The following is a 23,231-nucleotide window of genomic DNA, read 5'->3' on the forward strand; positions in this document are numbered from 1 at the left end:
ATGCTCAATCGTCTCATCGAGTGGTCCGGGCGCAACGTCTTCATCGTCGTGCTCGCGACGCTGTTCCTGATCGGTGCGGGCCTTTACGCGCTCAAGAACACCGCGCTCGACGCACTCCCTGACCTGTCCGACGTGCAGGTGATCGTGTTCACCGAATTCCCCGGACAGGCGCCGCAGGTGGTCGAGGATCAGGTCACCTATCCGCTCACCACCGCGATGCTGTCGGTGCCCGGCGCCCGGGTGGTGCGTGGCTTCTCGATGTTCGGCGCGTCCTACGTCTATGTGATCTTCGAGGACGGCACCGACATCTACTGGGCGCGCTCGCGTGTGCTGGAGTATCTCAGCTCCGTCGCCGGACGCCTGCCGCAGGGGGTTTCGCCGCAGATCGGGCCGGATGCGACCGGCGTCGGTTGGGTCTATCAGTATGCACTGCTCGGCGAGGGCAAGGATCTGGGCGAGATGCGCAGCCTGCAGGACTGGTATGTGCGTTACCAGTTGAGCCAGGCTCACGGGGTGTCGGAGGTTGCCAGCATCGGCGGCTTCGTCAAGGAGTTCCAGGTCGTCATCGACCCGCATCGCCTGGCCAGCTACGGTATTCCGCTGGAACAGGTCGGCATGGTCATCTCAGCCTCCAACCGTGACGTCGGCGGCCGGGTGATCGAGCTGGCCGAGAAGGAATACATGGTGCGCGGCCGCGGCTACCTGCGCGGTATCGAGGACATCGAGACGCTGGTGTTGGGCACCGATCGGGGCACGCCGGTGCGCGTCAGCGACGTCGCGCGGGTCGAGCTGGTGCCGGCCGGACGGCGCGGCATTACCGAGCTCAACGGCGAGGGCGAGGTCGCCTCAGGCATCGTCATGGCCCGCTTCGGTGAGAACGCCCTCGACGTGATCGCCAACGTCAAGAAGAGGATCGCCGAGATCGGCCCGGGTCTGCCCACCGGCATCGAGATCGTGCCGGTCTACGACCGATCGGAGCTGATCCAGCGCGCGATCGACAACCTCAAATGGACGCTGCTCGAGGAGAGCCTGATCGTCGCCGCGGTGTGCATCGTGTTCCTGCTCCATGTGCGCAGCGCGCTGGTGGCGATCGTCACGCTGCCGCTGGGCATTCTGTTCGCCTTCATCGCGATGAACGCGCTCGGTATTGGCTCGAACATCATGAGCCTGGGCGGCATCGCGATCGCGATCGGGGCGATGGTCGATGCCGCGATCGTGATGATCGAGAACGCGCACAAGCGGCTGGAGCAATTCGAGCGCACTCGACATCTCCCTCCCCTTCAAGGGGAGGGCCGGGGTGGGGATGGGTCTAGCGCGGCCCAAGGCAGAACCCATCCCCCTCCTGTCCTCCCCCTTGAAGGGGGAGGGACCGTAACTGACCGCTCCGTTCGGAATATCCCATCGGACCCGCCTCTCCCAATTCAAGGGGGAGGGACCCAAGCCCAGCGCGCCCGGGTGATCATCGACGCCTGCAAGGAGGTCGGGCCGGCGCTGTTCTTCTCGCTGCTCATCATCACCGTCTCCTTTCTGCCGGTGTTCGCGCTGGAGGGCCAGGAGGGGCGGCTGTTCTCGCCGCTGGCCTACACCAAGACCTTCGCCATGGCCGGCGCCGCTTTCCTGTCGCTGACGCTGATCCCGGTGCTGATGCTGTTCTTCGTGCGCGGGCGGATCCTGCCCGAGGCGAAGAACCCGGTGAACCGCTTTCTGATCTGGAGCTACCGGCCCATGATCAGCGGTGTGCTGCGCTTCAAGTGGGTCACCATCGTGGTGGCGATCGCGGCGATGGCGGCCACCCTTTACCCGGTGCGCCAGATCGGCTCGGAATTCATGCCGACGCTCAACGAGGGCACGCTGTTCTACATGCCGGCCTCGATCCCGGGCATGTCGGTGACCGAGGCCGGGCGCCTGCTGGCGACCACCAACCGCATCATCAAGACCTTCCCCGAGGTCGAGTCGGTGTATGGCAAGGCTGGCCGGGCCGAATCGGCCACCGACCCGGCGCCGATCGAGATGTTCGAGACGGTGATCAACCTGAAACCGGAATCCGAATGGCGGCCAGGGGTGACGATCGATTCGCTGATCGCCGAGATGGACGCCGCGCTGCGCTTTCCGGGCCTGGCCAACTCGTGGACCATGCCGATCAAGGCGCGCATCGACATGCTGTCGACCGGCATCCGCACCCCGATCGGGGTCAAGGTCTTCGGTCGCAACCTGGAGGAGATCGAGCATGTCGCGCGCGAAGTCGAAGCCGTGGTGAAAGCGGTGCCCGGCACCACCAGCGCCTACGCCGAGCGGGTCACCGGCGGCCTGTACCTGGACATCGAGCCGCGCCGCGACCAGCTCGCCCGCTTCGGTCTGACGGTCGACGCCTTGCAGCAGGTGGTGGCGACCGCGCTGGGTGGCGAGCAGGTGACCACCATGGTGATGGGACTGGAACGCTATGGTGTGACGGTGCGCTATCCGCGCGGCCTGCGCAGCGACCCGGAGCGCATCGCGCGCGAGGTGTTCCTGCCGACCGCCAGCGGCATGGTACCGCTCGGCCAGGTGGCCGAAGTCAGCATCCGCAACGGCGCGCCGGCGATCCGCACCGAGAATGCGATGCTGGTCGGCTACATCTATGTCGACACCCGTGAGTCAGACCTCGGCACCTTCGTGCGCAGGGCGCAGCAAGCGGTGGCCGAGCAGGTGAGCTTCCCGCCCGGCACCTATGCCACCTGGAGCGGGCAGTTCGAGTACATGGAACGCGCCAAGGAAAAGCTCCAGATCGTGATCCCGCTGACGCTGGCGCTGATCTTCGTGCTGCTCTACCTCAACTTCCGGCGCATGACCGAAACGCTGATCGTGATGAGCACGGTGCCTTTCGCGCTGATCGGCGGGATCTGGCTGATGTGGTGGCTGGACTACAACATGAGCGTGGCGGTCGCGGTGGGCTTCATCGCGCTGGCCGGGGTCGCCGCCGAGACCGGCGTGATCATGCTGATCTACCTGGACCAGGCCTGGCGCGACGCGCAGGCGCGGTGCGTGGCCGAAGGGCGTTCGCCCACTGTCTCCGATCTCTACCGCGCGGTGATGGAGGGTGCGGTCGAGCGGGTCCGGCCCAAGATGATGACCACCATCACCGTCATCGCGGGCCTGCTGCCGATCATGTGGAGCACTGGCACCGGCTCGGAGGTGATGCGTCGCATCGCCGCGCCGATGGTCGGCGGTATGCTGTCCTCGACCATCCTGACCCTGATCGTGATCCCGGCGATCTATGCGGTGGTCAAGCAGTGGGGGCTGTCACTTCAGAGCCCCGAAAGCGCTTGCGCAACGGACCCGGCTTACCGCGCGCACACAAGCGTGGAGGCATCCAACCAGGGACAAGGAGTCAGAACGTGATCTGCAAACGCCATCTGGCCGGATTGCTCGCAGTCGGCTTGTTGCCGATGGCCGTCCAGTCCGCGCCGCCTTATGAGCCGACTGCGCCGGTTCCCGCGCCACGATACGCTCCGCTACCTCTGCTGGGTGCGATGCCACAACTGGGTGAGATCGATTGGCGCCAGGCCAATGAGACGGTCGGGCGGTTCACCCGCGGGCATATCGACATATTGCGCTGGGAGAGCGAGAACCCGGTCACCGGGCAGATGGAGGCGACCCCGGAAGGGGCGCTGATGAGTGCCTCGGAAGCACTCCGGTCGGCTCTGTCCGCGCGGCCCGACCTGTTGGCGACCACGGCGATGAGTCGCGCTGAACGAGCACGTGCCGACATTGCCGCAGCGGTTTTCTCCCGCGATGTGCTGCGTGCCTGGGTGAGCGCGATCGCCGCTGAAACGGCGCTCGAAAATGCCACGAAAGCCTATGGTGCGGCCGAGACCGGCGCGGAACTCGCTGCCAGAATGACCCGTGTCGGCAACTGGGGCCAGGATCGCCTGTTGCGCGAGCAACTGTCGCTCAAGGACGCGGGGGTGGGTCTGATCGCTGCCAGGCAGGAAGCGACCCGTGCGCGCGAAGCGCTGGCACGGGTGACCGGGTTGTGGGGTGAGGCGGTGCATTTCACGCTGCCGACGAGTTTGCCCGAGTTGCCGGCCGATGTCATGGACGGTTCGGGTCTGGAAGCGCTGGCCTTGTCGCGTCATCCGATGCTGCCGCTGGCGACGCAGGAGGCCGAGCTTGCGCGACGCGCCCTGGGGGCGAACGCGCAGGCGCGCTGGCAGGCACTTGGTGCCGACGCGGTCGAGCAGATGCTGGGCGAGTTCGCCGACGATGCCGCAGTGCTGAGGCGTCCGCCGACTGCCGCCGTATGGGTCGAGGTCCGACGCGCCGCAGTGGGTGATGGTGCGCCCCACGCCTTTCGCACCATTGCCAAGGCGGAGGGCCTGGCCGTGAGCGTGCGCTCGCAGGTGCGCGAAGCCTACATCAACTACCGCATTGCCCACGACCTCGCAGCACAGGCGCTCAGCCGCAAGAACATGCAGACGGCGAAACAGGAAGAAGTGCTGCTGCGCTACAACGGCATGCTGAAGAGTACCTGGGATCTGCTCGATGGCGCCCGCGAGCGGCTCGCCGCGGACACCGTGGCGGCTCTGGCCTTGCGGGACTTCTGGCTCGCGCATGCGAATCTTCAGGCGGTGCTGGCTGGTGCGGACTATCCGGGTGCCGACGGGCTCGCGCAGCCGGCAGGCTCGAAAGCAGCGGGAGGGCATTGAGCATGGACAGGAGACAATTCATCGCCGGCGCCGCCGTCGGAGCGGTGGCCGCCGCCAGCGTGAGCAAGGCCGCCCTGGCCAGTTTGCCCGAGCCGGTCATCCAGACCTCGCCCGACACCGCGCCGCCGCTGATGCCGTCGACCGGCCGCCCGTACAATCCGGTGGTCACCCTCAACGGCTGGACCGCACCCTGGCGCATGAACAATGGCGTCAAGGAATTTCACCTGGTCGCCGAACCGGTCGAGCGCGAGATCGCGCCCGGCATGGTCGCGCGCCTGTGGGGCTACAATGGGCAGAGCCCCGGTCCGACCATCGAGGTGGTCGAGGGTGACCGGGTGCGGCTGTTCGTGACCAACCGGCTGCCGGAGGCAACCTCGATCCACTGGCACGGCCAGCGCCTGCCCAACGGCATGGACGGCGTGGTCGGGCTCAACCAGCGCGCGATCCCGGTCGGCAAGACCTATGTGTACGAGTTCATCGCTCGACGCCCCGGCACGTTCATGTATCACCCCCATGCCGACGAGATGGTGCAGATGGCGATGGGCATGATGGGCTTCTGGGTGACCCACCCGCGCACCCGCAACCCGCTGATCAGCGATGTTCAACGGGATTTCTGCTTCCTGCTCAACGCTTACGACATCGACCCGGGCAGCCTGGTCCCCAAGATCAATACCATGCTCGACTTCAACCTGTGGACCTTCAACAGCCGGGCGTTTCCGGGCATCGATTCGATGAACGTGCGCCTGGGCGACCGGGTGCGCATCCGGGTGGGCAACCTGACCATGACCAACCACCCGATCCACCTGCACGGGCACGAGTTCGAGGTCACCGGCACCGACGGTGGCCCCACGCCGCCCGGGTCGCGCTGGCCGGAGGTCACCACCGATATTGCGGTGGGGCAGATGCGCCAGGTCGAGTTCATCGCCGACGAAGAGGGTGACTGGGCATTTCATTGTCACAAGAGCCATCACACCATGAACCCGATGGGGCATGATGTGCCGACCATGATCGGCATCGACCACCGCGGGCTGCTCGGGCGCATCCAGCAGCTGGAGCCCGAGTACATGATGATGGGCGAGCGCGGCATGGCCGACATGAAGGAGATGCCGATGATGCTGCCCGAGCAGACCTTGGCGATGATGACCGGCTTCGGCCCGCACGGTGCGATCGGCATGGGTGGTATGTTCACTACCTTCAAGGTGCGTCGTGACCAGAAACCGGGCGACTATTCCGATCCGGGCTGGTATGCACAGCCTCCTGGCACGCAGGCATTCGAATGGCAGGGCACCCTGCCCGAACCCAAACGATTCAGTGCCGAACGCCTCAATACCACCGAGGTTCCGGGGTTGCGCCGCTCCGCCCTCGAGATCCAGGTCCGCAAACCCGGCGGTGGTGCTCCCCCGCACTGATAAGCCCGTTGTTCGCCAACCTGATGGAGCCTCACCCGTATGAACAAAAGTACCCTTGCCTCGACCGCGGTCGGATTGGTCCTCGCCATGATCAGCGTCGCGCTCCATGCCCATGGCGAGGCGCGGCACGACTCGAACGCTGCGCCCGTCGTGAAGGAACAGTCCGGTTGGGGTATAGCCGCCGACCCCGAACAGGCGAACCGGTCCGTGGAGGTTACGATGACCGGCGACATGCGCTTCACGCCTTCCGCGGTTCGGGTGCGCGAGGACGAAACGCTACGAATCGTCGTACGCAACGCGGGCCGGATGATGCATGAACTCGTCATCGGAGACGCCGATTCGCTGAAGGAGCACGCCGAACTGATGCTGCGCTTCCCCGGCATGCAGCACGACGAACCGTACATGGCCCATGTTCCGCCGGGTGAGGTGGCCTAGGAGGCTGTCGGACTTGAGGCTGATCTACTGCGCCGGTGGGAGAAGCGGTCCATATCTGCCCGATTTTTCGTTGCATAGAACCACTATGCGCCTCAAAATCGACCAGATCTGTCCTCGCTTTCCCACCCGGCTCGTGACGATCGCTCAAGTCCGACAGCCTCCTAGATCATCTGGACCTTCAATCGCACCGGGGATTTCGAGTTTGCGTGTCTGATCCCGGGGCACTATCAGGCGGGCATGTTCGAAGCCGTCACGGTCGAGCCGTAACGGATCGCCGGGCCGTCGTTCACGGATCGCCTTCAGAGCGGCATCGGGCTGTGGAGCGGGCCTGGCGTCGCGCAGGTGGCCAGTACTCTCGGGATGTCGATCTTGTCCGAGGCAATTGTGCGAAGGAATTGCAGCCGGCCGGCATTTGGTCAGCTATCATCCGGGTCATGTCGGTTGTGGATTCTGAGGAACATCATGGACGCGGAGCAACTCAAGGCAGCCCAGGCGCCGCTCAAGGCGCGCTACAAGGAAGACCCCGCAGCGGCGCTGTGGACGCTCTCCGCTCGCGGCCGCGTGCTGGCCGATCGCCCCGCGCTGCAGGTCGAGACCGGCCACGGCCGGGTCACCGCCGGGCTGCATCCGGCGACCGGTGGCGACGGCAACGATGCCTGCTCGGGCGACATGCTGCTAGAGGCGCTGGTAGCCTGTTCGGGCGTCACACTCAAGGCGGTGGCCACGGCGCTCGGGATAACCTTGCGCGACGCCGTCATCACCGCCGAAGGTGATCTGGATTTTCGTGGCACCCTTGGGGTGAGCCGCGAGGCTCCGGTCGGTTTCAGCGCGATTCGCCTGCATTTCGAGCTGGACACCGACGCCACCGACGCACAGCTCGACAGCCTGCTCGCGCTGTCAGAGCGATACTGCGTCGTGTATCAGACCCTGAAGCAAAGCCCCAGCCTCAGCGTCTCGCGAACGCGCGTTTGAAAGCAGGCCCCGGCAGGTCACCGATCCGTCGCCAGCTTCAGCTGGTCGGCTGAATATTCGAAGCTCAGACCATCGCCGGGCATTCCCAGCCTCGATCGGGGACGGCTCACACATAGATCTACGGCGGTTTCCGGCAAATCGCTGGAAATTACACCCGATGGGCTATCTGGCCACGCGTGGTAACCGGGAGTGTCAAAGTCGGGTCAGTCGGCGGGCATTCCAGCTCGACGGCGCGTGAGCCCCAGGGATGGGTCAGCAGCATCGTTACGTCGTCCCCGGTTTTTCTGAATCGAACCTGCGTGCCCTTATGCTTGTGACTGAGCGGAAACTTCCGGAAACAGGACCTCGGTATAGCCGAAGCGGGTGAAATCGCGAACTCGCATCGGGAAAAGGGTGCCGAACAGGTGGTCGGATTCATGCTGGACGACCCGAGCATGGAAGCCTTCGGCCTCGCGTTCGATCCGATGGCCGAGGGGATCGAAGCCTCGGTAACGTATCCGTCGGTGGCGCGGGACGACGCCCCGCAGGCCAGGAACGGACAGGCAGCCTTCCCAGTTCTCCTCCATGGCGTCGTCGAGCGGGGTGATCCTTGGGTTGAGCAGGATGGTGCGCGGCACGGGCGGGGCGTCAGGGTAGCGGGCGCTGTGCTCGAAACCGAAGATGATCACCTGCAGACCAACACCTATCTGCGGTGCCGCGATCCCGACCCCGCCCGCAGCGGCCATCGTGTCGGACAGGTCGGTGATGAGTGCCTCGAGTGCCGGCGTGCCGAACGCAATCACCGGTGCGGCTGTCTGCAGCAGCCGTGGATCGCCCATGCAAAGAATGTCACGGACCGTCACGATGTCGTCCTGCCTGTTGTTGTGTAGCGCTGTCGGCAGGGCTGGCGGGCGCGCTCACTCTGCGAAGTGAGGCGCTGTGCTGCGCCCGCTCAAGGATCCGCGCCAAGACAGGATCAGTTCGCGAGGTCGAAAAGTCTATTCGGCCTCGACGAATCGTGCTGGTGTGAGAAACGCGGGTTAAGGCTCGCCGCACGCAAAAAACCGACACTGTTCATTCACCATGGAGAACTACGCATTCCACGCTCCCGCTCGGGTGGAGCGTGGAATTATTTCGCGGGGAACAGTTCACCCTTCAGAATGAAATTGCGATCCGTCGGACTTGCCGCGCGGATATTGAGCGATCCGGCACCTTTGAGCCCCTCGAACCGACCCGTGCCACCCACGACCTGCCAGGTTCCGTTATCGAGCAGCATTGGCTTGCCCTCGGGCCCCGGCACGAATACCGCGCGCACGTCCCATTCGACATAGGCCTTGTCGGCGCCATCGGTGAATTCCAGATAGCCGCGCGGATGACCGCCTACGCCGGGCTCGATCGGGTGCATGCCGAATTCGGTTACTGACGCGCCCGCGAGAAAGCCGGTTCCCTCGGCCGTGCCCTCGCGGCGCACCATCAGCACGAAGCGCTTGCTGTCATCCTGAAAATCCAGCCGGAACTGTTCCTTCGGCGACATCAGCGCGGTGATATCCAGTGGATCAGCCAGAGCCGGGGCAAAGGGAACGGCCAGGCAAAGACAGGTGACAAACGATCGGATAGCGACTTTCATAAAACGCTCCTGCACGGGGTTGAACATGAAATGTGATTATCACAAAACGCGCGCGTCAACATATCGTTCCAATCGCGCGCGGACAAGACCATTAGAACACTTTTTATGCCCGACTACATCAGTAGTTGGGACAGGAAGAATAAACGCCCTCATTGCGGGCGCCTTAAAAAAACGTCGCATTATTCGAGGCGCCCTTCACTAAAATGCGAATTCCCGCGTTCGAAATTGCTTGCACCATGACTTCCATTCTTGATCCGTCCGGACTCGCAGTCGGCCAGCATGCGTCGCCGCGCTCGGTGTTGACCATTGCGCTGTGCGCAGAATGGTGTGGCACATGCCGGGAATTCAGGACCGTGTTGGAAGGCCTGGCGGCGACCTACCCGGAGATCGCATTTTGCTGGATCGACATCGAAGACGATGCCGAGATCGTGGGGAATCTCGAGATGGAGAGCTTTCCGGCGTTGCTGCTCGTGCGTGACGGGGTTCCGCTCTATTTCGGCACGACGCTGCCGACCGAAACGGCGGTGGTTCCACTGCTGAGAACGGTTTCCCGAAGCGCGGCCCCGCTGTCGGCGATACCGGACGAGGTACGCGCGATGTTGGTGTCGCTTCGGATTTGAGTGCAGGCTGATTCGGGTCTCACGCGCGGTGCCTGGAGCCGCGACCCGCGTCGGCTTCCGTTCAGCTCTGGGCCGGCACCGGTCTCTCCATCGGCAGTGCCGCGACGCGTTCGTCGCGCTGTCGCTGTCGCCATTCCATGACCGTCTTCAGGAACAGCGTCACCAGTGCCATGCACGCGAGCAGTGCGGCGGCGGTGAAGGCGGCGGCGGTCTTGTAGTCGTTGTTCAGTTGCTCGACCAGCAGGGGCAGGGTCAGCGTCTTGTTGATGATGGTGCCCGAGACCACCGCCACTGCGCCGAATTCGCCGACCGCGCGTGCGTTGGTGACGACCACGCCATACAGCAGCGCCCACTTGATGTTGGGCAGCGTCACGCGGGTGAAGATCTGCCAGCCATTGGCGCCGAGCGTCAGTGCGGCGTACTCCTCGTCGCTGCCCTGGGCCTGCATCAGCGGGATCAGGATGCGCGCGACATAGGGCGCGGTGACGAAGATCGTGACCAGCACGATGCCCGGCCACGCGAAGATGATCTGCACGCCGTTGCCGTACAGCCAGCGTCCGACGGTGCTCTCCAGGCCATAGACGACCAGATAGCACAGACCGGCGACCACCGGCGAGACCGCGAAGGGGATGTCGACCAGCGTTGTCAGCAGCTTGCGGCCGCGAAACTCGTAATGTGTCACGCACCACGCGAGCAGGATGCCGAAGGCGAGGTTGATCGGCACGGTCAGTGCCGCCGCCAGCAGCGTCAGTCCGATCGCGTGACGCATGAAGCGCTCGTCCAGATTCGACACCAGCAGACCCCAGCCACCCGACAGTGCCTGCGCAAAGATGAGGATCAGCGGCAGGATCAGCAGCAGGAAGGCGATGCCGACCCCGAGCACCACCAGGGCCCACTGATGCCAGTGCCGAGGCCGTTTCATCGCGAACTCCTCTGCCACGCCATCAGCCGCCCCTGCACCACCTGCAGCGTGAACATCAGCAGCAGCGACGCGAGCAGGATGACCGATGCGATCGCCGATGCAGCCGCGTAGTCGAACTCCTGCAGGCGAACGAAGATCATCAGCGACGAGACCTCGGTGCGGAACGGGATGTTGCCGGCGATCATGATCACCGCGCCGAACTCGCCGAGACTGCGGATGAAGGCCTGCGATGCACCGGTGACCAGCGCCGGCACCAGCGTCGGCAGGATCACGCGCCAGAAGATCTGCAGCTTGTTCGCCCCCAGCGTGCTGGCCGCCTCCTCATACTCCGGCCCCATGTCCTGCAGCACCGGCTGCACGGTACGCACGACGAAGGGCAGGCTGGTGAAGGTCATCGCGATGACGATGCCCGGATAGGCGTAGGCGACCCGCAAGCCCATCGCGGCGAAGTACTGCCCGAGCCAGCCGGCCGGTGAAAGCAGCACCGCCAGCGTCAGCCCGGCCACCGCGGTCGGCAACGCGAAAGGCAGATCTACCAGCGCATCCAGGATCCGCCGGCCGGGGAACTCGTAGCGCGTGATGATCCAGGCCAGCAACAGGCCGATCAGCATCGCTGCCAGCGTCGCGTACAGTGCCGCGCTGATGGTCACGCGGTAGCTCGCGAGCACTCTACGGTCGGTGATCGCGGCCCAGTACTGCGCCCACGACAGTTCGCTGACGTAGATCAGCAGCGCGGAGATCGGAAACAGGATGATGAGCGAGATATAGAGCGTGGACAGGCCGAAGCTCAGCCCGAAACCGGGCAGAACCGGTGTCTGGGCGAAGAACCACGATTTGCGGGGCGCCGCGAGCGATGCGAGATGGGCTGTAGTCACGGATGCGAGGGCTGGCTGTCGGAAACGGGGAGTCTGCAAGAGAAAGGCCGCGTCGCCGAATGATCGGCGACGCGGCGCGACAACGCTGAACGAGGTTCACCGGGGACGCGCTGACCGCCTGTGGGGCGGCTCTGGTCCGGTGGGTGTCGCTCGCAAGATCAGGGCTTGCTCGCCAGCAGTTGGTCCAACACGCCGTCGGTGGCGAAGTGGGTCGCGGTGATGTTCTGCCAGCTGCCAAAGGCGTCGACCGGATTGATCAGGCGGATCTCGGGAAACTGATCGGCCGTGGCGGCGACGACCTCAGGGTGATGCACGCGCAGGTTGAACGACGTCAGCAAGGTTTGAATGTCCTTCGTGTAGAGGAATTCGAGGAAGGCGTTGGCAACCTCGCGCGTGCCTTTCTCGTCGACGACGCGATCGACGACCGACACCGGAAACTCGGCCAGCACGCTCACCGGCGGGACGACGACCTCATACTCGCCGGTGCCGAACTCGGGGTTCCTGGAGATATTCACCACTTCCGACTCGAAACTGAGCAGCACGTCGCCCTGTCCGTTCTGCGCGAAGGCCACGGTCGCGCCGCGTCCCCCGGTGGGGAAATTTTCGACGTTGTGCAACAGTTTGCCGACGAACTCGCGGATCTTCACTTCGTCGCCACCGAACTTCTCGTTCGCGTGCAGCCATGCAGCCAGGTAGGTGTAGCGCGCGTTTCCGGATGTCTTGGGATTCGGGAAGATCAGCGAGACGTCGTCACGTGCGAGATCGTCCCAGCTCTGGATGTTCTTCGGGTTGCCCTTGCGCACCAGGAAGGCGATGGTGCTGTAGTAGGGCGACGCGTTGTTGGGCAGACGTTCGGCCCAGTTCTCGGCGACGAGTCCGCGCTCGGCGAGGATGTTCACGTCGGTGACCTGGTTGAACGTGACGGTGTCGACCTTCATGCCCTGGATGATGTTCTGCGCCTGGCGCGAACTGCCGGCGAAGGACTGGTCGATGGTCAGATCCTGCCCGGTCTGCTGCTTCCAGTGTGCGACGAAGCGGGGATTCACCTCGCCGAACAGTTCGCGAGCGACATCATAGGAGGCATTGAGGATGGTCTGGCTCTGAGCGAAGACCGCGCCGCTGGTGACGACGGTTGCGGCGAGCGTGCTGGCGAGCAGAAGTTTTTTCAACATGGCGGGTGATTTCTCCTTCGGGGGTTTCATGCGGAACGGGACCGGACTTTCGGGATGAACGCTTTCGGGGCAGTCGCCGTAAGATTTGCAGACCGCAATTCTGTATCGGCGATTTATGTTGCGGAAGTAAAAGATGATGCTTTACATATAACATTTGGGGCATAAACGCCTTGCGCTTTTTCGGGTGCGTCCGCACGAAATGTCGCGCGCAGCCGGCGTTCACCAGGCGAAGCGGTTCAGGATCAGGCGCGTGGGGGGTGCGAGGGCGGCGTGCTGCTCGGGCAGGCCATAGGCGTAGCCCTGCAGCCACACATTGCCGATCGACCGGTCGACCTCCAGCGGTGCATCCAGCCGCGTGACGATGATCTGCGCATGACTGGACTGTTCTGCGAGGCGCGCCAGTTCCTGTTGCGCGCCGTCGTTCGCGATCAGCTTTGCGCCGTCGATCTTGATGTACTGCGCCAGGACGGTCGTCGACAGCGCCCGCCACTGCGCTTCTGATTCGACGTTCACTGCCACGCGAAAGCCGTTCTGGCGATAGTTGCGTAGCACGAATGCGAGCAGATCGACCTGCTCGCTCGCCGCCAGCGGGGTTTCGATCACGATGCGCTCGGGTGGCAGTCCGAGGGCGTCCACGACCCGCCGGAAGGCCGCGCCGTGGTCCGACGTCACCGTCGCGAGCAGGCGTCCGTGAACATTCAGGAACAGCAGCCCGTCGTCCGGGAGCGAGGATATGACGTTGAGCGCATGGATCGTGCGCGCGAGCCGGTCCAGCGCGACCACCCGTTCGTCGTCGGCGTTGGCCGAGAACAGCGTCCAGGGCGACAGATCGCGCTGGCCGCCGACGCCCACGCATCGGAGGAAGGCCTCGTGACCGACCGTATTGCCTGTGCGCGAGTCGACGATCGGCTGAAACACGCTCGACAGCTCGCACCCGAACCAGTCGCCGACGACGCTGCCGTCGGCCAGCCGGCGCAAGTGCCGTCCGGCCTGCTTGTGCAGCGGCAACTCATCGAGGAATTTGCGCACATTGTGAGACGGATCCTTCAGTCCTTGCAAATGAGTGTTCATCGGCGACTCCGGCTTCTCAAACGATGCATTCTTCATACAGCCTGAATTCGTCCGTTCATGATCGTCGGCTCAGAAAGCCCGGTCTTCGCCGAAGGTCACCCGGTGCACCAGACGGTACTGCGGGTGATAGTCCGCGACCGCATAGTGCTGCGTCGCGCGGTTGTCCCAGATCGCCACGGTATCCTTCTCCCAGCGTAGCCGGGCATGGAACTCGGGGCGTTGTAGCACGCCGAACAGGTAAGCGAGCAACGGATCGCTTTCCTGGCGGGTCAGCCCCTTGATATGGCTGGTGAAGTTGGGATTGACGTAGAGCAGCTTCCTGCCGGTGACCGGGTGGGTCCGGATCACCGGATGGACGACCGGCAGGTGTTCGCTGCGGGCGTTGCGGTATACCTCCACGCCATCGGGTTTCTCGAGGAAGTATCGCGGCCAGCCGCTGTGCTCGAAGGAATGCACTGCTTCCAGTTGTTCGAGCCATGCTCGCAGCGCTGCCGGCAGCGCGTCATAGGCGCGGGTCGCGCTCGTCCAGATGGTGTCGCCGCCGCTGGCGGGCACCTCGCGTGCATACAGCACCGTTCCGGTCGGCGGGTTGTGCGAGAACGTGATGTCGGCGTGCCATTGGTCGGTGGTGTAACGATGTCCGCCCGGCTTCGCTTCGATGACCTCGATCGCGCCATGTTCCTGATGCCGGGGAAAGAAGGCCTTGGCCTTGTCCGGATCGCCAAAGATGCGCGCGACCTCCAGATGCTGCTCCAGGCTCAGCTGCTGGCGCCGGAAAAACAGGACCTGGAACTCGGCGAGCGCCCGTCTCAATTCCTCGCGTACGGGGTCTCCGTTCGCCGTGGCCAGATCGAGGTCGTGCACGATCGCGCCGATGTTGGGCGTATAGGGTTCGATCGCGAGCAGTTTGTAGCCCGGTACCGCGTGTTCGGGTTTGGTCATGGCGGTGCTCCTACCAGGAAGGGAAAGGGATCGGCGTGATCAGTGTTGCGGTCGCCACACGATGGCATGCACGTCGAGCTTGCGCGGGATCAGCGTCAGCTCATGGAATACGTAATGGCTCAGATCTTGGCGATCGACACCTCGGTCGATTTCACCAGCGCAATCACTTCGCTGCCGGGCTGAAGCGCCAGTTCATCGACTGATCGGGTCGTGATCACGGATGTGACGATGCCGTGCGCGGTGTCGACATCGATTTCGGAAACGACCGGGCCCCGGATGATCTCCTTGACCTTGCCGCGGAACTGGTTGCGGACATTGATGGAATGAATCGTCATGGCTTGTGCTCCCCTGATTGAACGAGAGACGCACTGTGCATTCTGATTTTTATAACTGCCAATAATATTTGCTGCGATGCATATTCCATTTCGACAAGGTTGTGTCGATCGTGTTCGCCAACGTCGCACCTTCGCGCTCGACGGCGTCAGCCGCGGCGACGAAGTCGGCGTTGGCTGGCGCGACAACCAGGGTCGGACTGAACTGGCGACTTTCAGGGCCGAATAGGACGACCAAGCCGGTCCGGCACTGCATTTCAACCGTGTTCTGGGCTGCCCCATGGCCGATCGCCCGGAGCGTGTCGAATTGCGTCTTGGGCAAAATGCCTCCACAGGCTTCGCCCGACCGACAATCGTCAGGCCGTCGGCTCAATAACCGAACGCGAAACCGTGAATCAAGCCTAACACTGCGCAAAGGCCGAGTACCTTCAGGATGTCGACCTTGTAGCGCCATAGCGCAATGAAGGCGGCGACGGCCACGCCGGCCGAGAAAGCGTCGAAGCCGCCCGAAAATGGCGCATCCGCAACCGCATCCGGCCATAGCACCTGCCAGCCGAAGAACAGCGCGAGGTTGAGGATCACGCCGACCACCGCCGCGGTGATCGCCGATAGCGGGGCAGTGAACTTCAGATTGCCGTGCGTCGACTCGACCAGCGCTCCGCCTGCGAGGATGAACAGGAACGACGGCAGGAAGGTGAAGAAGGTGGCGACGCTCGCACCGATCAAACCCGCCAGAAACAACGAGTCCGGACCGAGGAGTGGGTGCGTCCACGTCCCGACGAATCCGACGAAGGCCACGATCATGATCAAGGGTCCGGGGGTGCTCTCGCCGAGGGCGAGTCCATCGATCATCTGTGTGCCGGTGAGCCAGCCGTAGGTGTCGACGCCACCCTGATAGACGTAAGGCAATACCGCGTAGGCGCCCCCGAAGGTGAGCAGGGCGGCCTTGGTGAAGAAGATGCCCATGTCGGTCAGTATGCCCGCGGGCAGCAGAAGAATGCCGACCAGCCAGAGTGCCAGCCCGCCGGCGAGCAGCTTCACCAGATGCGTGCTGCGGTAACGGGTATGTGGCAACGCCGGCGTGTCGTCGTCGATGACCGCCGGGCCGTAGCGTTTGCCGTCCGAGCCGTGTCCGCCGCCGAGCTGGAACTTTGCGGGGATCAGTCTGCCGCCGATCAGCCCCAGCGTCGCCGCGCCCAGCACGATCAGCGGAAAGGGCACGCGAAAAACGAAGATCGCGATGAACGCCGCTGCGGCGATCGCCCACATGACCTCGTTCTTCAGCGCGCGCGAGCCGATGCGCCAGGCCGCGAAAATCACGATGGCGACGACGGCCGGCTTGATGCCGGTGAACACGCCCTGCACCAGACCCACGTCCCCGAAGGCGAGGTAGATCCAGGTCAGGATCGCGAGAATGAACAGCGAAGGGAGCACGAACAGTACGCCGGCAACGATGCCGCCCCAGGTTCGATGAAGCAGCCATCCGAGATAGATGGCCAGTTGCTGCGCCTCGGGGCCAGGCAGCAGCATGCAGAAGTTGAGCGCATGCAGGAAACGGCGCTCCGAGATCCAGCGGCGCCTCTCCACCAGTTCATGATGCATCATCGAGATCTGACCGGCGGGCCCGCCAAAGCTGATGAAACCGAGTTTCAGCCAGTAGAGCAAGGCCTCGGTGAATGAAGGGTGAGCGGGGCGGGCCTGTGATGCTTCAGGGTCCTGCATGGGGTGGCGTCCTGGTCGATGATCGGTCCGCGAGTCTGGCGCGCATCCCTGCCGAGCCTGCGCGCGTCGAAAAAGCGTCGATTCTAGGAGTCCGGCCGAGCGAGGCGAACGAAGAAGAAACGAGATGATAGGCAGAAAAACGCATAAGCGGACAGCGCGGTGATGTGCATCTTGCTGGTATATGCAATGCACAAATTTGTTGTTCGGCGAGCGTGTGCGCTGTCGGATACTTCGAGGCACGATTCCGAACTGCCGAAAGGCACCCCATATGCTGACTACCCTCATCGTTCCCGGACTGCACGGAAGCGGACCGACCCACTGGCAGAGCTGGATGGAGACGCTGATACCCGGCGCGAGGCGTGTCGAGCAGGATGACTGGGGTAATCCCGACCTCGACCGTTGGTCGGCGCGGGTTGCCGAGCAGATCGATACCTGCGACGGCGGCGCCATTGTCGTCGCACACAGTTTCGGTTGCCTTGCGTCGGTCAGGGCGTCGATGTTGCGGCCCGGACGGATCAAGGGGGCAATGTTGGTGGCGCCGGCCGATCCGAAGAAGTTCGGGGTGTCGAACCGGCTCGCCTCGGTGAGCCTCGACGTTCCGAGTGCGGTGGTGGGGAGTCAGAACGATCCATGGATGACGGTCGCCACGGCGCGCTACTGGGCCCTGCGTTGGGGGTGCCGCTTCATCGACATCGGTGCGGCGGGCCATATCAATGTCGATTCCGGTTACGGACCCTGGCCGGAGGGGTATGTGTTCTACGAGGCCTTGCGCGAGACGGCGACACGGTTTCTGGTAAGGCGTGGCCGATTCCGGTCCTCCGGGCCCGGGGGGAAGGTGACCGTGAGTGAGGGCGCCCGTCGTTTCGCATCGCTGGACGCGGCCTGAACCGGATGCGGGGTTGCGGTTTCTCGTGAAGCGGCGAACGGCCCGCATCGTCGAATCCATATCGCGCGGATTGGAATATGCTAATTCCTCGGGGGTGCTATGCCTCCCAGCGCTTGCCGATTAAGCTTGCGTGTCAATTCCGAAGTGGGCGGGGCAGTGCGCGCCTTGTGACCGCTTGCTTCGTCTCCGCATTTCGATTGGTCTTCATCACCCTGCGTATGAGCATTCAAGTCAGCGGTATCAGCAAGCGCTTCGGCGACTTCGTCGCATTGGACGATGTCAGCCTCGAGTTTCCGTCCGGGGAACTGGTGGCGCTGCTCGGGCCGTCCGGCTGCGGGAAGACGACGCTGCTGCGCGTGATCGCAGGGCTGGAGACCGCCGACAGTGGTCGGGTGATCCTCGACGGCGAGGATGCGTCCGACACCCATGTGCGTGAGCGCCAGGTCGGCTTCGTGTTCCAGCACTACGCGCTGTTCCGCCACATGACGGTGTTCGAGAACGTAGCCTTCGGCCTGCGGGTGAAACCGCGCAAGGAGCGCCCGGACAACGCCGAGATCACGCGGCGCGTGCATCGGCTGCTCGATCTGGTGCAACTCGACTGGCTGGCCGACCGGTATCCGTCTCAGCTTTCGGGGGGGCAGCGTCAGCGTATTGCGCTCGCGCGCGCACTGGCGGTCGAGCCGCGCGTGCTGCTGTTGGACGAACCCTTCGGTGCGCTGGATGCGAAGGTGCGCAAGGAACTGCGGCGCTGGCTCAGACGTCTGCACGACGAATTGCACGTGACCTCGATCTTCGTCACGCACGACCAGGAGGAGGCGCTGGAAGTGGCCGACCAGGTGGTATTGATGAATCATGGCAAGGTCGAGCAGATGGGTACGCCGAACGAGGTGTACGAGCATCCGGCCACGCCCTTCGTCTATGGCTTTCTCGGCTCGGTCAATCTGTTCCACGGCCGGGTGGAGGGGGAGCATGTGGTCGTCGGTGACGCGAGCCTGCTGCATGACGGACGGGATGCGGATCACGGTTCCGAAGTCGTCGGTTTCGCGCGGCCGCACCAGCTCGAGATCGTGACCGATCCGGATGCATCGGAGGGGGTGAAGGCCGTCGTGAGCCGGATCCTTGGTTTTGGGGCAAGCGCCCGTATCGAACTCGACGGTGTCCGCCGAGATGCCGAGATCGGGCCACCGATTCACTACGAGGTCGTCCTCCCGCGGGAGCGGGTCCAGGCCCTTTGTCTGTCGGAGGGGCAGACCGTTCGGTTGGTGCCGCTCGGCTTGCGTATTTTCCGTAGCGAGGTCGCATGAACACTGCCTCGACTGACGAACTCGCGCACTGAACTGCCCGCCACGGTCAGTTGCGACCGATGCGCAGGCGCGGGCGCGAACATCCCGGTCGGTCAGAAGTCGATGTCGAAAGCGACATATTTCAGATTATTAAGGAAGAAATTGTTCTTATGGATGTTCGTTCCGGTCGCTAGACTGGAGCCCGATGCATCTTGGTCAAGGGGGTCGTCTCAGGCCCTTTGCATCCTAATCCGGATGCTTTTACCGATAACCGGTGTCAGCTTTGAATGGAGAAAGAAAAATGCTCAAACGGGTTCTTTTGTGCAGCCTGGCTACGGTGCTCCTCGCGCCCGCGGCCGCCGTGGCGAACGAAGCCTTCGCGCCCTATGGCACTGCGAAGGTAGACATGCATGCCTACCCTGAAATAAACCAGGTCTTCGACGTCAATTACGATAACCCGCGGGACCTGAACATCCTCTACAGTTTCGTCACGAACACCCGAAAGGCGGTTCCGGGAAAAACCGTGATCGTGACCCACGGACCGGAGTTGAGGGCATTCGCCAAGGAAAACTACGAAACCTATCAGGCTGTCATCGACCGGATGCATGAACTTGCCCAGTCAGGCGTCGAGTTCCGCATGTGCAACAACGCGCTTCGCGCGGCAGGTTACAAGCCGGAAGACATGCACGGTTTCGTCACGGTCGTTCCGGCAGGTTTTCCGGAGATCGTGTTGCTGCAGAGCCAGGGTTACGCCTATGTCAATCCTCTGCCTCTCCCGGTACGCGGTATCCGCGATCTCGAGAAGCACGGAAACTGATCGACGCGCCACAAATGATCGACGCAATACCCCTCGTATGGTTCGATTTGGGGCCGTCGGCGGCGTTTGCGTCGAGCGTTCCTTCCCGTCTGCGCAACTTAACGCTTGACCCGCCATGAACACACGCGAGCCGGCCGGTCTGCGGCGCTCTCAACCGGCCGTGGAAGCCAGTATCGGACCCTTCCACACCGCCAAGCAGATCGAGATCGCGGCCGACGTGTTCAAGGCGATCGGGGACCCGTTGCGCCTGCACATGCTGTGCATCATCGCCGAGCGGGAGCTGTGCGTGCAGGAGGTCGCCGAAGCGTTGTCGATCTCGCACAGCAGCGCGTCCAAGCATCTGGGCATCCTGCATCAGGACAGGGTGCTGGCGCGTCGCAAGGATGCCAACAAGGTCTACTATCGGGTCGGCGACGAGCGCACGCTGGTTCTGATATCGATGATTCGGGACGTGTTCTGCCCCGAGCACGCCTGAGCCGCAAGCGGCCCGGCGCATGCCCCGGGCCGCTTGCGGCTCAGGCGGACGTCGGCTTTGGGAACACGCTGTCCCGAATCCGGTCCTCGGTCAGCGCCGGTGCGCAGTATTCGATGAAGCGCAACGCATAGTCGCGCAGGTAGTGACCCCGCCGCAGCGCGATCCAGGTGGTGTTGAGCTCGAACAGGCCCTTGCCATCGAGTAGCACGAGGCCGGCATCGCGCTTCGGGTGGTAGGCCATCGCCGCGATGATGCCGATGCCCAGGCCCAGTTCCACGTAGGACTTGATCACGTCCGCGTCCAGGGCAGACATCACGATGTCCGGTACCAGCCCCTGCTCGGCGAAGGCAGCATCGATACGTGCCCGCCCGGTATAGCCTTCCTGGTAGGTGATCAGCGGAAATTCGGCGATCGCCTCCAGAGTGAGCGGGTTGGCCCGGGCGAGCGGGTGCTCTTCCGGAACGATGACCGCATGCTGCCACTGGTAGAACGGGAAGGTCACAAGGTCCTCTTCCTCGCCGATCGCCTCGGTCGCGATGCCGATGTCGATCTGGCCGGCACGCAACAGCGCGACGATCTCCTTCGGGCCACACTGGTGCAACTGCAGGTGCACGCGCGGAAAGGTCTGCTTGAAGCGTGACACGACCGGCGGCAGCGCATAGCGCGCCTGCGTATGCGTGGTCGCGATCGCCAGATGGCCCTCGTCCTTCTTGGAGAACTGATCGGCCAGACGCTTGATGTTCTGGGTGTCGAGCAGGATGCGCTCGACTACCGGCAGCAACTCCTTGCCTGGCTCGGTGAGGCCGAGCAGGCGCTTGCCCTTGCGGACGAACAGTTCGATGCCGAGTTCGTCCTCGAGGTCCTTGATGTGCTTGGACACGCCGGACTGCGCTGTGTAGAGCGTGTTCGCGACCTCGGTCAGGTTGAAGTTGCGCCGGACCGTCTCCCGGATGATGCGAAGCTGCTGAAAATTCAAGTCGTACTCCCAACCGACGGCAATGTATCGCCGTCCAGAAATACCCGACTGGTCAAGGGCCTGATCCGGGCCTGTCCGCCCTGCACGAGTCCCAGCTCACGAAAGCGCGCCTTCGGCAGTTCGGCGTGCACCAGGTCTTCGCCGTTCTCGACCCGCAACTCCAGGCGCACGGTCGGCCCGACCACGGATACGAGTTCGATCTTCGCCGGCAGCGCCCCCGATCCATCCTGTCCGTTCGACAGGATCTCGATCTCATGTGGGCGTACATAAGCATAACCCTTGCCTTCTCGGCTCTCGCCATGCTCAGGCGCGGGCAGCGTCAGATCGCCGATGCGTGCATGACCGTTCTCGACGCGCGCATGGAACAGATTGACGTTGCCGAGGAACTTGTAGACGAAAGGGTTGGCCGGACGATCATAGACATCCTCGGGCGTGCCCTCCTGCTCGACCTTGCCGTGATTCATCACGACGACCCGGTCCGACACTTCCAGCGCCTCCTCCTGGTCATGGGTCACGAACACGCTGGTCACATGGATCTCGTCATGCAGTCGCCGCAGCCAGCGGCGCAGTTCGGTGCGCACCTTCGCGTCCAGCGCGCCGAAGGGTTCGTCGAGCAACAGCACCTTGGGTTCGACCGCGAGTGCCCGGGCCAGCGCGATGCGCTGACGCTGGCCGCCCGACAGTTGCGAGGGCAGGCGGTGCGCGGTCCAGTCGAGCTGGACCAGTTCGAGCAGTCGCATCACGCGACGCTTGATCTCCGCCTTGTCCGGCCGGATGCGGCGCGGTTTCACGGTCAGACCGTAGGCGACATTGTCGAACACGCTCATGTGCTTGAACAGCGCGTAATGCTGGAACACGAAGCCGACGCCGCGGTCGCTGACATGCACGTCGGTGGTGTCCTCGCCGTGAAAGCGGATGCGCCCCGAATCCGGATGTTCGAGCCCGGCGATGATGCGCAGCAGCGTGGTCTTGCCCGAGCCCGAGGGGCCGAGCAGCGCGGTCAGCTGGCCGTCGGGAAGCGACAGGCTGACATTGTCCACCGCGACGAAGTCGCCGAAGCGTTTGTTCACGTTCTCGATTTCGATACTCATGGTGTCTTCTTCCTAGGTCCGGTCAGTCCTGCTGCGCCTTGCGTGCGCGCTCGTCTTGCCATTCGACGAAACTCTTCACCGCGATGGTCACGATCGCCAGCCCGGCGAGCAGCGACGACACCGCGAAGGCGGCAGTGAACATGTACTCGTTATAGAGCACCTCGATGTGCAGCGGCATCGTGTTGGTTTCGCCGCGAATGCGGCCCGACACCACCGCCACCGCGCCGAACTCGCCCATCGCGCGGGCGTTGCACAGGATCACGCCATAGATCAGGCCCCACTTCACGTTGGGCAGCGTGACCCGCCAGAAGGTCTGCCAGCCGTTGGCACCGAGTGTCAGCGACGACTCTTCCTCCTCCTTGCCCTGTTGCTGCATCAGCGGGATCAGTTCGCGTGCGACGAAAGGGAGCGTGCCGAACGCGATCACGATGATGATGCCGGGCACGGCGAAGATGATGCGCAAATCGTGACTGGCGAGCCACGGCCCGAGCCAGCCCTGGGAACCGAGCAGGATCACGAAGATCAGGCCGACCACCACCGGCGAGATCGCGAACGGCAGGTCGATCAGCGTGATCAGCACGGACTTGCCACGGAACTCGAACTTCGCGATCGCCCACGCGGCGACCACGCCGAAGACCAGATTCAGCGGTACGACGATGAGGACGACCAGCAGCGTGAGCCGGATCGCAGCGGCGGCGTCGGGCTCGACGATGGCGTCGTACCAGACCTTGAGACCCTGCTCGAAGGCGCTGTAGAGGACCACCGTCAGGGGCAGCACCAGGAACAGCGCGAGGAAGGTCAAGGCGACGCCGATCAGCACGCGCCGCAGCCACGCCGGCTCCTCGGTGGCGCGGTGCCATGCAAGTTTGTGGCCGGAGGCGGCACTGGCCGCGCCACCCGGGGCCCGGATTTCTGAAGCAAGCGAACTCATCGGATTGTC

Annotated in this window: 23 protein-coding genes; 10 read left to right on the top strand and 13 right to left on the bottom strand. The window is 63.8% G+C overall.

The annotated features are described in order from the left end of the window. The 5 genes from ACKVEX_RS12145 (at position 1) to ACKVEX_RS12165 (ending at position 7,501) form a co-directional block, all read left to right on the top strand. Positions 1–3,378: an efflux RND transporter permease subunit gene (locus ACKVEX_RS12145; RefSeq protein ID WP_473215996.1), complete on the top strand. Its 3,378-nt coding sequence runs from the start codon at positions 1–3 to the stop codon at positions 3,376–3,378. Next, positions 3,375–4,685: a TolC family protein gene (locus ACKVEX_RS12150; RefSeq protein ID WP_473215997.1), complete on the top strand. Its 1,311-nt coding sequence runs from the start codon at positions 3,375–3,377 to the stop codon at positions 4,683–4,685. Before ACKVEX_RS12145 ends, ACKVEX_RS12150 begins: the two co-directional genes overlap by 4 nt. Positions 4,686–4,687: 2 nt before the next feature. Further along, positions 4,688–6,094, top strand: a complete 1,407-nt coding sequence (locus ACKVEX_RS12155) for a multicopper oxidase family protein (protein ID WP_473215998.1) — start codon at positions 4,688–4,690, stop codon at positions 6,092–6,094. Positions 6,095–6,133: 39 nt separating this feature from the next. Continuing rightward, entirely contained in the window at positions 6,134–6,529 is a 396-nt protein-coding gene (locus tag ACKVEX_RS12160) for a cupredoxin domain-containing protein (protein ID WP_473215999.1), read from the top strand. A 462-nt stretch (positions 6,530–6,991) separates the two neighbouring features. Further along, positions 6,992–7,501, top strand: coding sequence for an OsmC family protein (locus ACKVEX_RS12165; protein ID WP_473216000.1), 510 nt, complete (start codon positions 6,992–6,994; stop codon positions 7,499–7,501). A gap of 305 nt (positions 7,502–7,806) precedes the next feature. Here the strand turns inward: ACKVEX_RS12165 and def are convergent, their stop codons facing one another. Both def and ACKVEX_RS12175 read right to left on the bottom strand, forming a co-directional pair. Continuing rightward, positions 7,807–8,343 carry a peptide deformylase gene (gene def / locus ACKVEX_RS12170; RefSeq protein ID WP_473216001.1) on the bottom strand — a complete coding sequence of 179 codons (537 nt, stop codon included), beginning with the start codon at positions 8,341–8,343 and terminating at the stop codon, positions 7,807–7,809. A gap of 266 nt (positions 8,344–8,609) precedes the next feature. Further along, entirely contained in the window at positions 8,610–9,107 is a 498-nt protein-coding gene (locus tag ACKVEX_RS12175; protein ID WP_473216002.1) for a hypothetical protein, read from the bottom strand. 236 nt (positions 9,108–9,343) lie between these two features. Here ACKVEX_RS12175 and ACKVEX_RS12180 point away from each other — a divergent pair, with 236 nt between their 5' ends. Continuing rightward, the gene (locus tag ACKVEX_RS12180) at positions 9,344–9,727 is read left to right on the top strand and encodes a thioredoxin family protein (protein WP_473216003.1); all 384 of its coding nucleotides are present in this window, start codon (positions 9,344–9,346) and stop codon (positions 9,725–9,727) included. A 61-nt stretch (positions 9,728–9,788) separates the two neighbouring features. Here the strand turns inward: ACKVEX_RS12180 and cysW (ACKVEX_RS12185) are convergent, their stop codons facing one another. The 8 genes from cysW (ACKVEX_RS12185) to chrA form a co-directional block, all read right to left on the bottom strand. Next, positions 9,789–10,649, bottom strand: coding sequence for a sulfate ABC transporter permease subunit CysW (gene cysW / locus ACKVEX_RS12185; protein ID WP_473216004.1), 861 nt, complete (start codon positions 10,647–10,649; stop codon positions 9,789–9,791). Continuing rightward, positions 10,646–11,524 (bottom strand): sulfate ABC transporter permease subunit CysT, encoded by an 879-nt coding sequence (cysT, locus tag ACKVEX_RS12190; RefSeq protein ID WP_473216005.1) that lies wholly within the window; start codon positions 11,522–11,524, stop codon positions 10,646–10,648. Before cysT ends, cysW (ACKVEX_RS12185) begins: the two co-directional genes overlap by 4 nt. A gap of 158 nt (positions 11,525–11,682) precedes the next feature. Beyond that, positions 11,683–12,696: a thiosulfate ABC transporter substrate-binding protein CysP gene (cysP, locus tag ACKVEX_RS12195; RefSeq protein ID WP_473216006.1), complete on the bottom strand. Its 1,014-nt coding sequence runs from the start codon at positions 12,694–12,696 to the stop codon at positions 11,683–11,685. Between the two features lie 219 nt (positions 12,697–12,915). Beyond that, positions 12,916–13,767: an EAL domain-containing protein gene (locus ACKVEX_RS12200; protein ID WP_473216007.1), complete on the bottom strand. Its 852-nt coding sequence runs from the start codon at positions 13,765–13,767 to the stop codon at positions 12,916–12,918. Positions 13,768–13,836: 69 nt separating this feature from the next. Then, the gene (locus ACKVEX_RS12205; protein ID WP_473216008.1) at positions 13,837–14,709 is read right to left on the bottom strand and encodes a TauD/TfdA dioxygenase family protein; all 873 of its coding nucleotides are present in this window, start codon (positions 14,707–14,709) and stop codon (positions 13,837–13,839) included. A 119-nt stretch (positions 14,710–14,828) separates the two neighbouring features. Then, a complete protein-coding gene (locus ACKVEX_RS12210; protein WP_473216009.1) occupies positions 14,829–15,044 on the bottom strand; it encodes a TOBE domain-containing protein in 216 nt (71 codons plus the stop codon). Positions 15,045–15,093: 49 nt separating this feature from the next. Then, positions 15,094–15,363, bottom strand: a complete 270-nt coding sequence (locus tag ACKVEX_RS12215) for a hypothetical protein (RefSeq protein ID WP_473216010.1) — start codon at positions 15,361–15,363, stop codon at positions 15,094–15,096. A gap of 47 nt (positions 15,364–15,410) precedes the next feature. Further along, on the bottom strand, positions 15,411–16,763 hold the full coding sequence (chrA, locus tag ACKVEX_RS12220; protein WP_473216011.1) for a chromate efflux transporter: 1,353 nt from the start codon (positions 16,761–16,763) through the stop codon (positions 15,411–15,413). Positions 16,764–17,031: 268 nt separating this feature from the next. Between chrA and ACKVEX_RS12225 the strand changes: the two genes are divergently transcribed. The 4 genes from ACKVEX_RS12225 (at position 17,032) to ACKVEX_RS12240 (ending at position 20,224) form a co-directional block, all read left to right on the top strand. Continuing rightward, positions 17,032–17,649: an RBBP9/YdeN family alpha/beta hydrolase gene (locus ACKVEX_RS12225; RefSeq protein WP_473216012.1), complete on the top strand. Its 618-nt coding sequence runs from the start codon at positions 17,032–17,034 to the stop codon at positions 17,647–17,649. Between the two features lie 218 nt (positions 17,650–17,867). Continuing rightward, on the top strand, positions 17,868–18,953 hold the full coding sequence (locus tag ACKVEX_RS12230; RefSeq protein WP_473216013.1) for a sulfate/molybdate ABC transporter ATP-binding protein: 1,086 nt from the start codon (positions 17,868–17,870) through the stop codon (positions 18,951–18,953). A 280-nt stretch (positions 18,954–19,233) separates the two neighbouring features. Beyond that, positions 19,234–19,749, top strand: a complete 516-nt coding sequence (locus ACKVEX_RS12235; RefSeq protein ID WP_473216014.1) for a DsrE family protein — start codon at positions 19,234–19,236, stop codon at positions 19,747–19,749. 115 nt (positions 19,750–19,864) lie between these two features. Continuing rightward, positions 19,865–20,224, top strand: a complete 360-nt coding sequence (locus ACKVEX_RS12240; RefSeq protein WP_473216015.1) for an ArsR/SmtB family transcription factor — start codon at positions 19,865–19,867, stop codon at positions 20,222–20,224. Positions 20,225–20,264: 40 nt separating this feature from the next. Here the strand turns inward: ACKVEX_RS12240 and ACKVEX_RS12245 are convergent, their stop codons facing one another. The 3 genes from ACKVEX_RS12245 to cysW (ACKVEX_RS12255) are packed head-to-tail and all read right to left on the bottom strand — an operon-like array spanning position 20,265 to position 23,222. Continuing rightward, on the bottom strand, positions 20,265–21,200 hold the full coding sequence (locus ACKVEX_RS12245) for a CysB family HTH-type transcriptional regulator (protein WP_473216016.1): 936 nt from the start codon (positions 21,198–21,200) through the stop codon (positions 20,265–20,267). Next, a complete protein-coding gene (locus tag ACKVEX_RS12250; RefSeq protein WP_473216017.1) occupies positions 21,197–22,291 on the bottom strand; it encodes a sulfate/molybdate ABC transporter ATP-binding protein in 1,095 nt (364 codons plus the stop codon). The genes ACKVEX_RS12245 and ACKVEX_RS12250 overlap by 4 nt, the downstream gene beginning before the upstream one ends. Positions 22,292–22,313: 22 nt before the next feature. Next, positions 22,314–23,222 carry a sulfate ABC transporter permease subunit CysW gene (gene cysW / locus ACKVEX_RS12255; protein ID WP_473216018.1) on the bottom strand — a complete coding sequence of 303 codons (909 nt, stop codon included), beginning with the start codon at positions 23,220–23,222 and terminating at the stop codon, positions 22,314–22,316. Positions 23,223–23,231 lie beyond the last annotated feature (9 nt).

Source organism: Denitraticella aggregata (genome assembly GCF_048158365.1).
Classification (GTDB): domain Bacteria; phylum Pseudomonadota; class Gammaproteobacteria; order Burkholderiales; family Rhodocyclaceae; genus Azoarcus_F.

Bases quoted from the DNA above. Each gene is read 5' to 3' on its own strand.
- ACKVEX_RS12145 (WP_473215996.1), top strand. From the start codon at position 1: ATGCTCAATCGTCTCATCGAGTGGTCCGGGCGCAACGTCTTCATCGTC.
- ACKVEX_RS12155 (WP_473215998.1), top strand. From the start codon at position 4,688: ATGGACAGGAGACAATTCATCGCCGGCGCCGCCGTCGGAGCGGTGGCC.
- ACKVEX_RS12160 (WP_473215999.1), top strand. From the start codon at position 6,134: ATGAACAAAAGTACCCTTGCCTCGACCGCGGTCGGATTGGTCCTCGCC.
- ACKVEX_RS12165 (WP_473216000.1), top strand. From the start codon at position 6,992: ATGGACGCGGAGCAACTCAAGGCAGCCCAGGCGCCGCTCAAGGCGCGC.
- ACKVEX_RS12175 (WP_473216002.1), bottom strand. From the start codon at position 9,107: ATGAAAGTCGCTATCCGATCGTTTGTCACCTGTCTTTGCCTGGCCGTT.
- ACKVEX_RS12180 (WP_473216003.1), top strand. From the start codon at position 9,344: ATGACTTCCATTCTTGATCCGTCCGGACTCGCAGTCGGCCAGCATGCG.
- cysW (WP_473216004.1), bottom strand. From the start codon at position 10,649: ATGAAACGGCCTCGGCACTGGCATCAGTGGGCCCTGGTGGTGCTCGGG.
- cysP (WP_473216006.1), bottom strand. From the start codon at position 12,696: ATGTTGAAAAAACTTCTGCTCGCCAGCACGCTCGCCGCAACCGTCGTC.
- ACKVEX_RS12200 (WP_473216007.1), bottom strand. From the start codon at position 13,767: ATGAACACTCATTTGCAAGGACTGAAGGATCCGTCTCACAATGTGCGC.
- ACKVEX_RS12205 (WP_473216008.1), bottom strand. From the start codon at position 14,709: ATGACCAAACCCGAACACGCGGTACCGGGCTACAAACTGCTCGCGATC.
- ACKVEX_RS12210 (WP_473216009.1), bottom strand. From the start codon at position 15,044: ATGACGATTCATTCCATCAATGTCCGCAACCAGTTCCGCGGCAAGGTC.
- chrA (WP_473216011.1), bottom strand. From the start codon at position 16,763: ATGCAGGACCCTGAAGCATCACAGGCCCGCCCCGCTCACCCTTCATTC.
- ACKVEX_RS12225 (WP_473216012.1), top strand. From the start codon at position 17,032: ATGCTGACTACCCTCATCGTTCCCGGACTGCACGGAAGCGGACCGACC.
- ACKVEX_RS12230 (WP_473216013.1), top strand. From the start codon at position 17,868: ATGAGCATTCAAGTCAGCGGTATCAGCAAGCGCTTCGGCGACTTCGTC.
- ACKVEX_RS12235 (WP_473216014.1), top strand. From the start codon at position 19,234: ATGCTCAAACGGGTTCTTTTGTGCAGCCTGGCTACGGTGCTCCTCGCG.
- ACKVEX_RS12240 (WP_473216015.1), top strand. From the start codon at position 19,865: ATGAACACACGCGAGCCGGCCGGTCTGCGGCGCTCTCAACCGGCCGTG.
- ACKVEX_RS12250 (WP_473216017.1), bottom strand. From the start codon at position 22,291: ATGAGTATCGAAATCGAGAACGTGAACAAACGCTTCGGCGACTTCGTC.
- cysW (WP_473216018.1), bottom strand. From the start codon at position 23,222: ATGAGTTCGCTTGCTTCAGAAATCCGGGCCCCGGGTGGCGCGGCCAGT.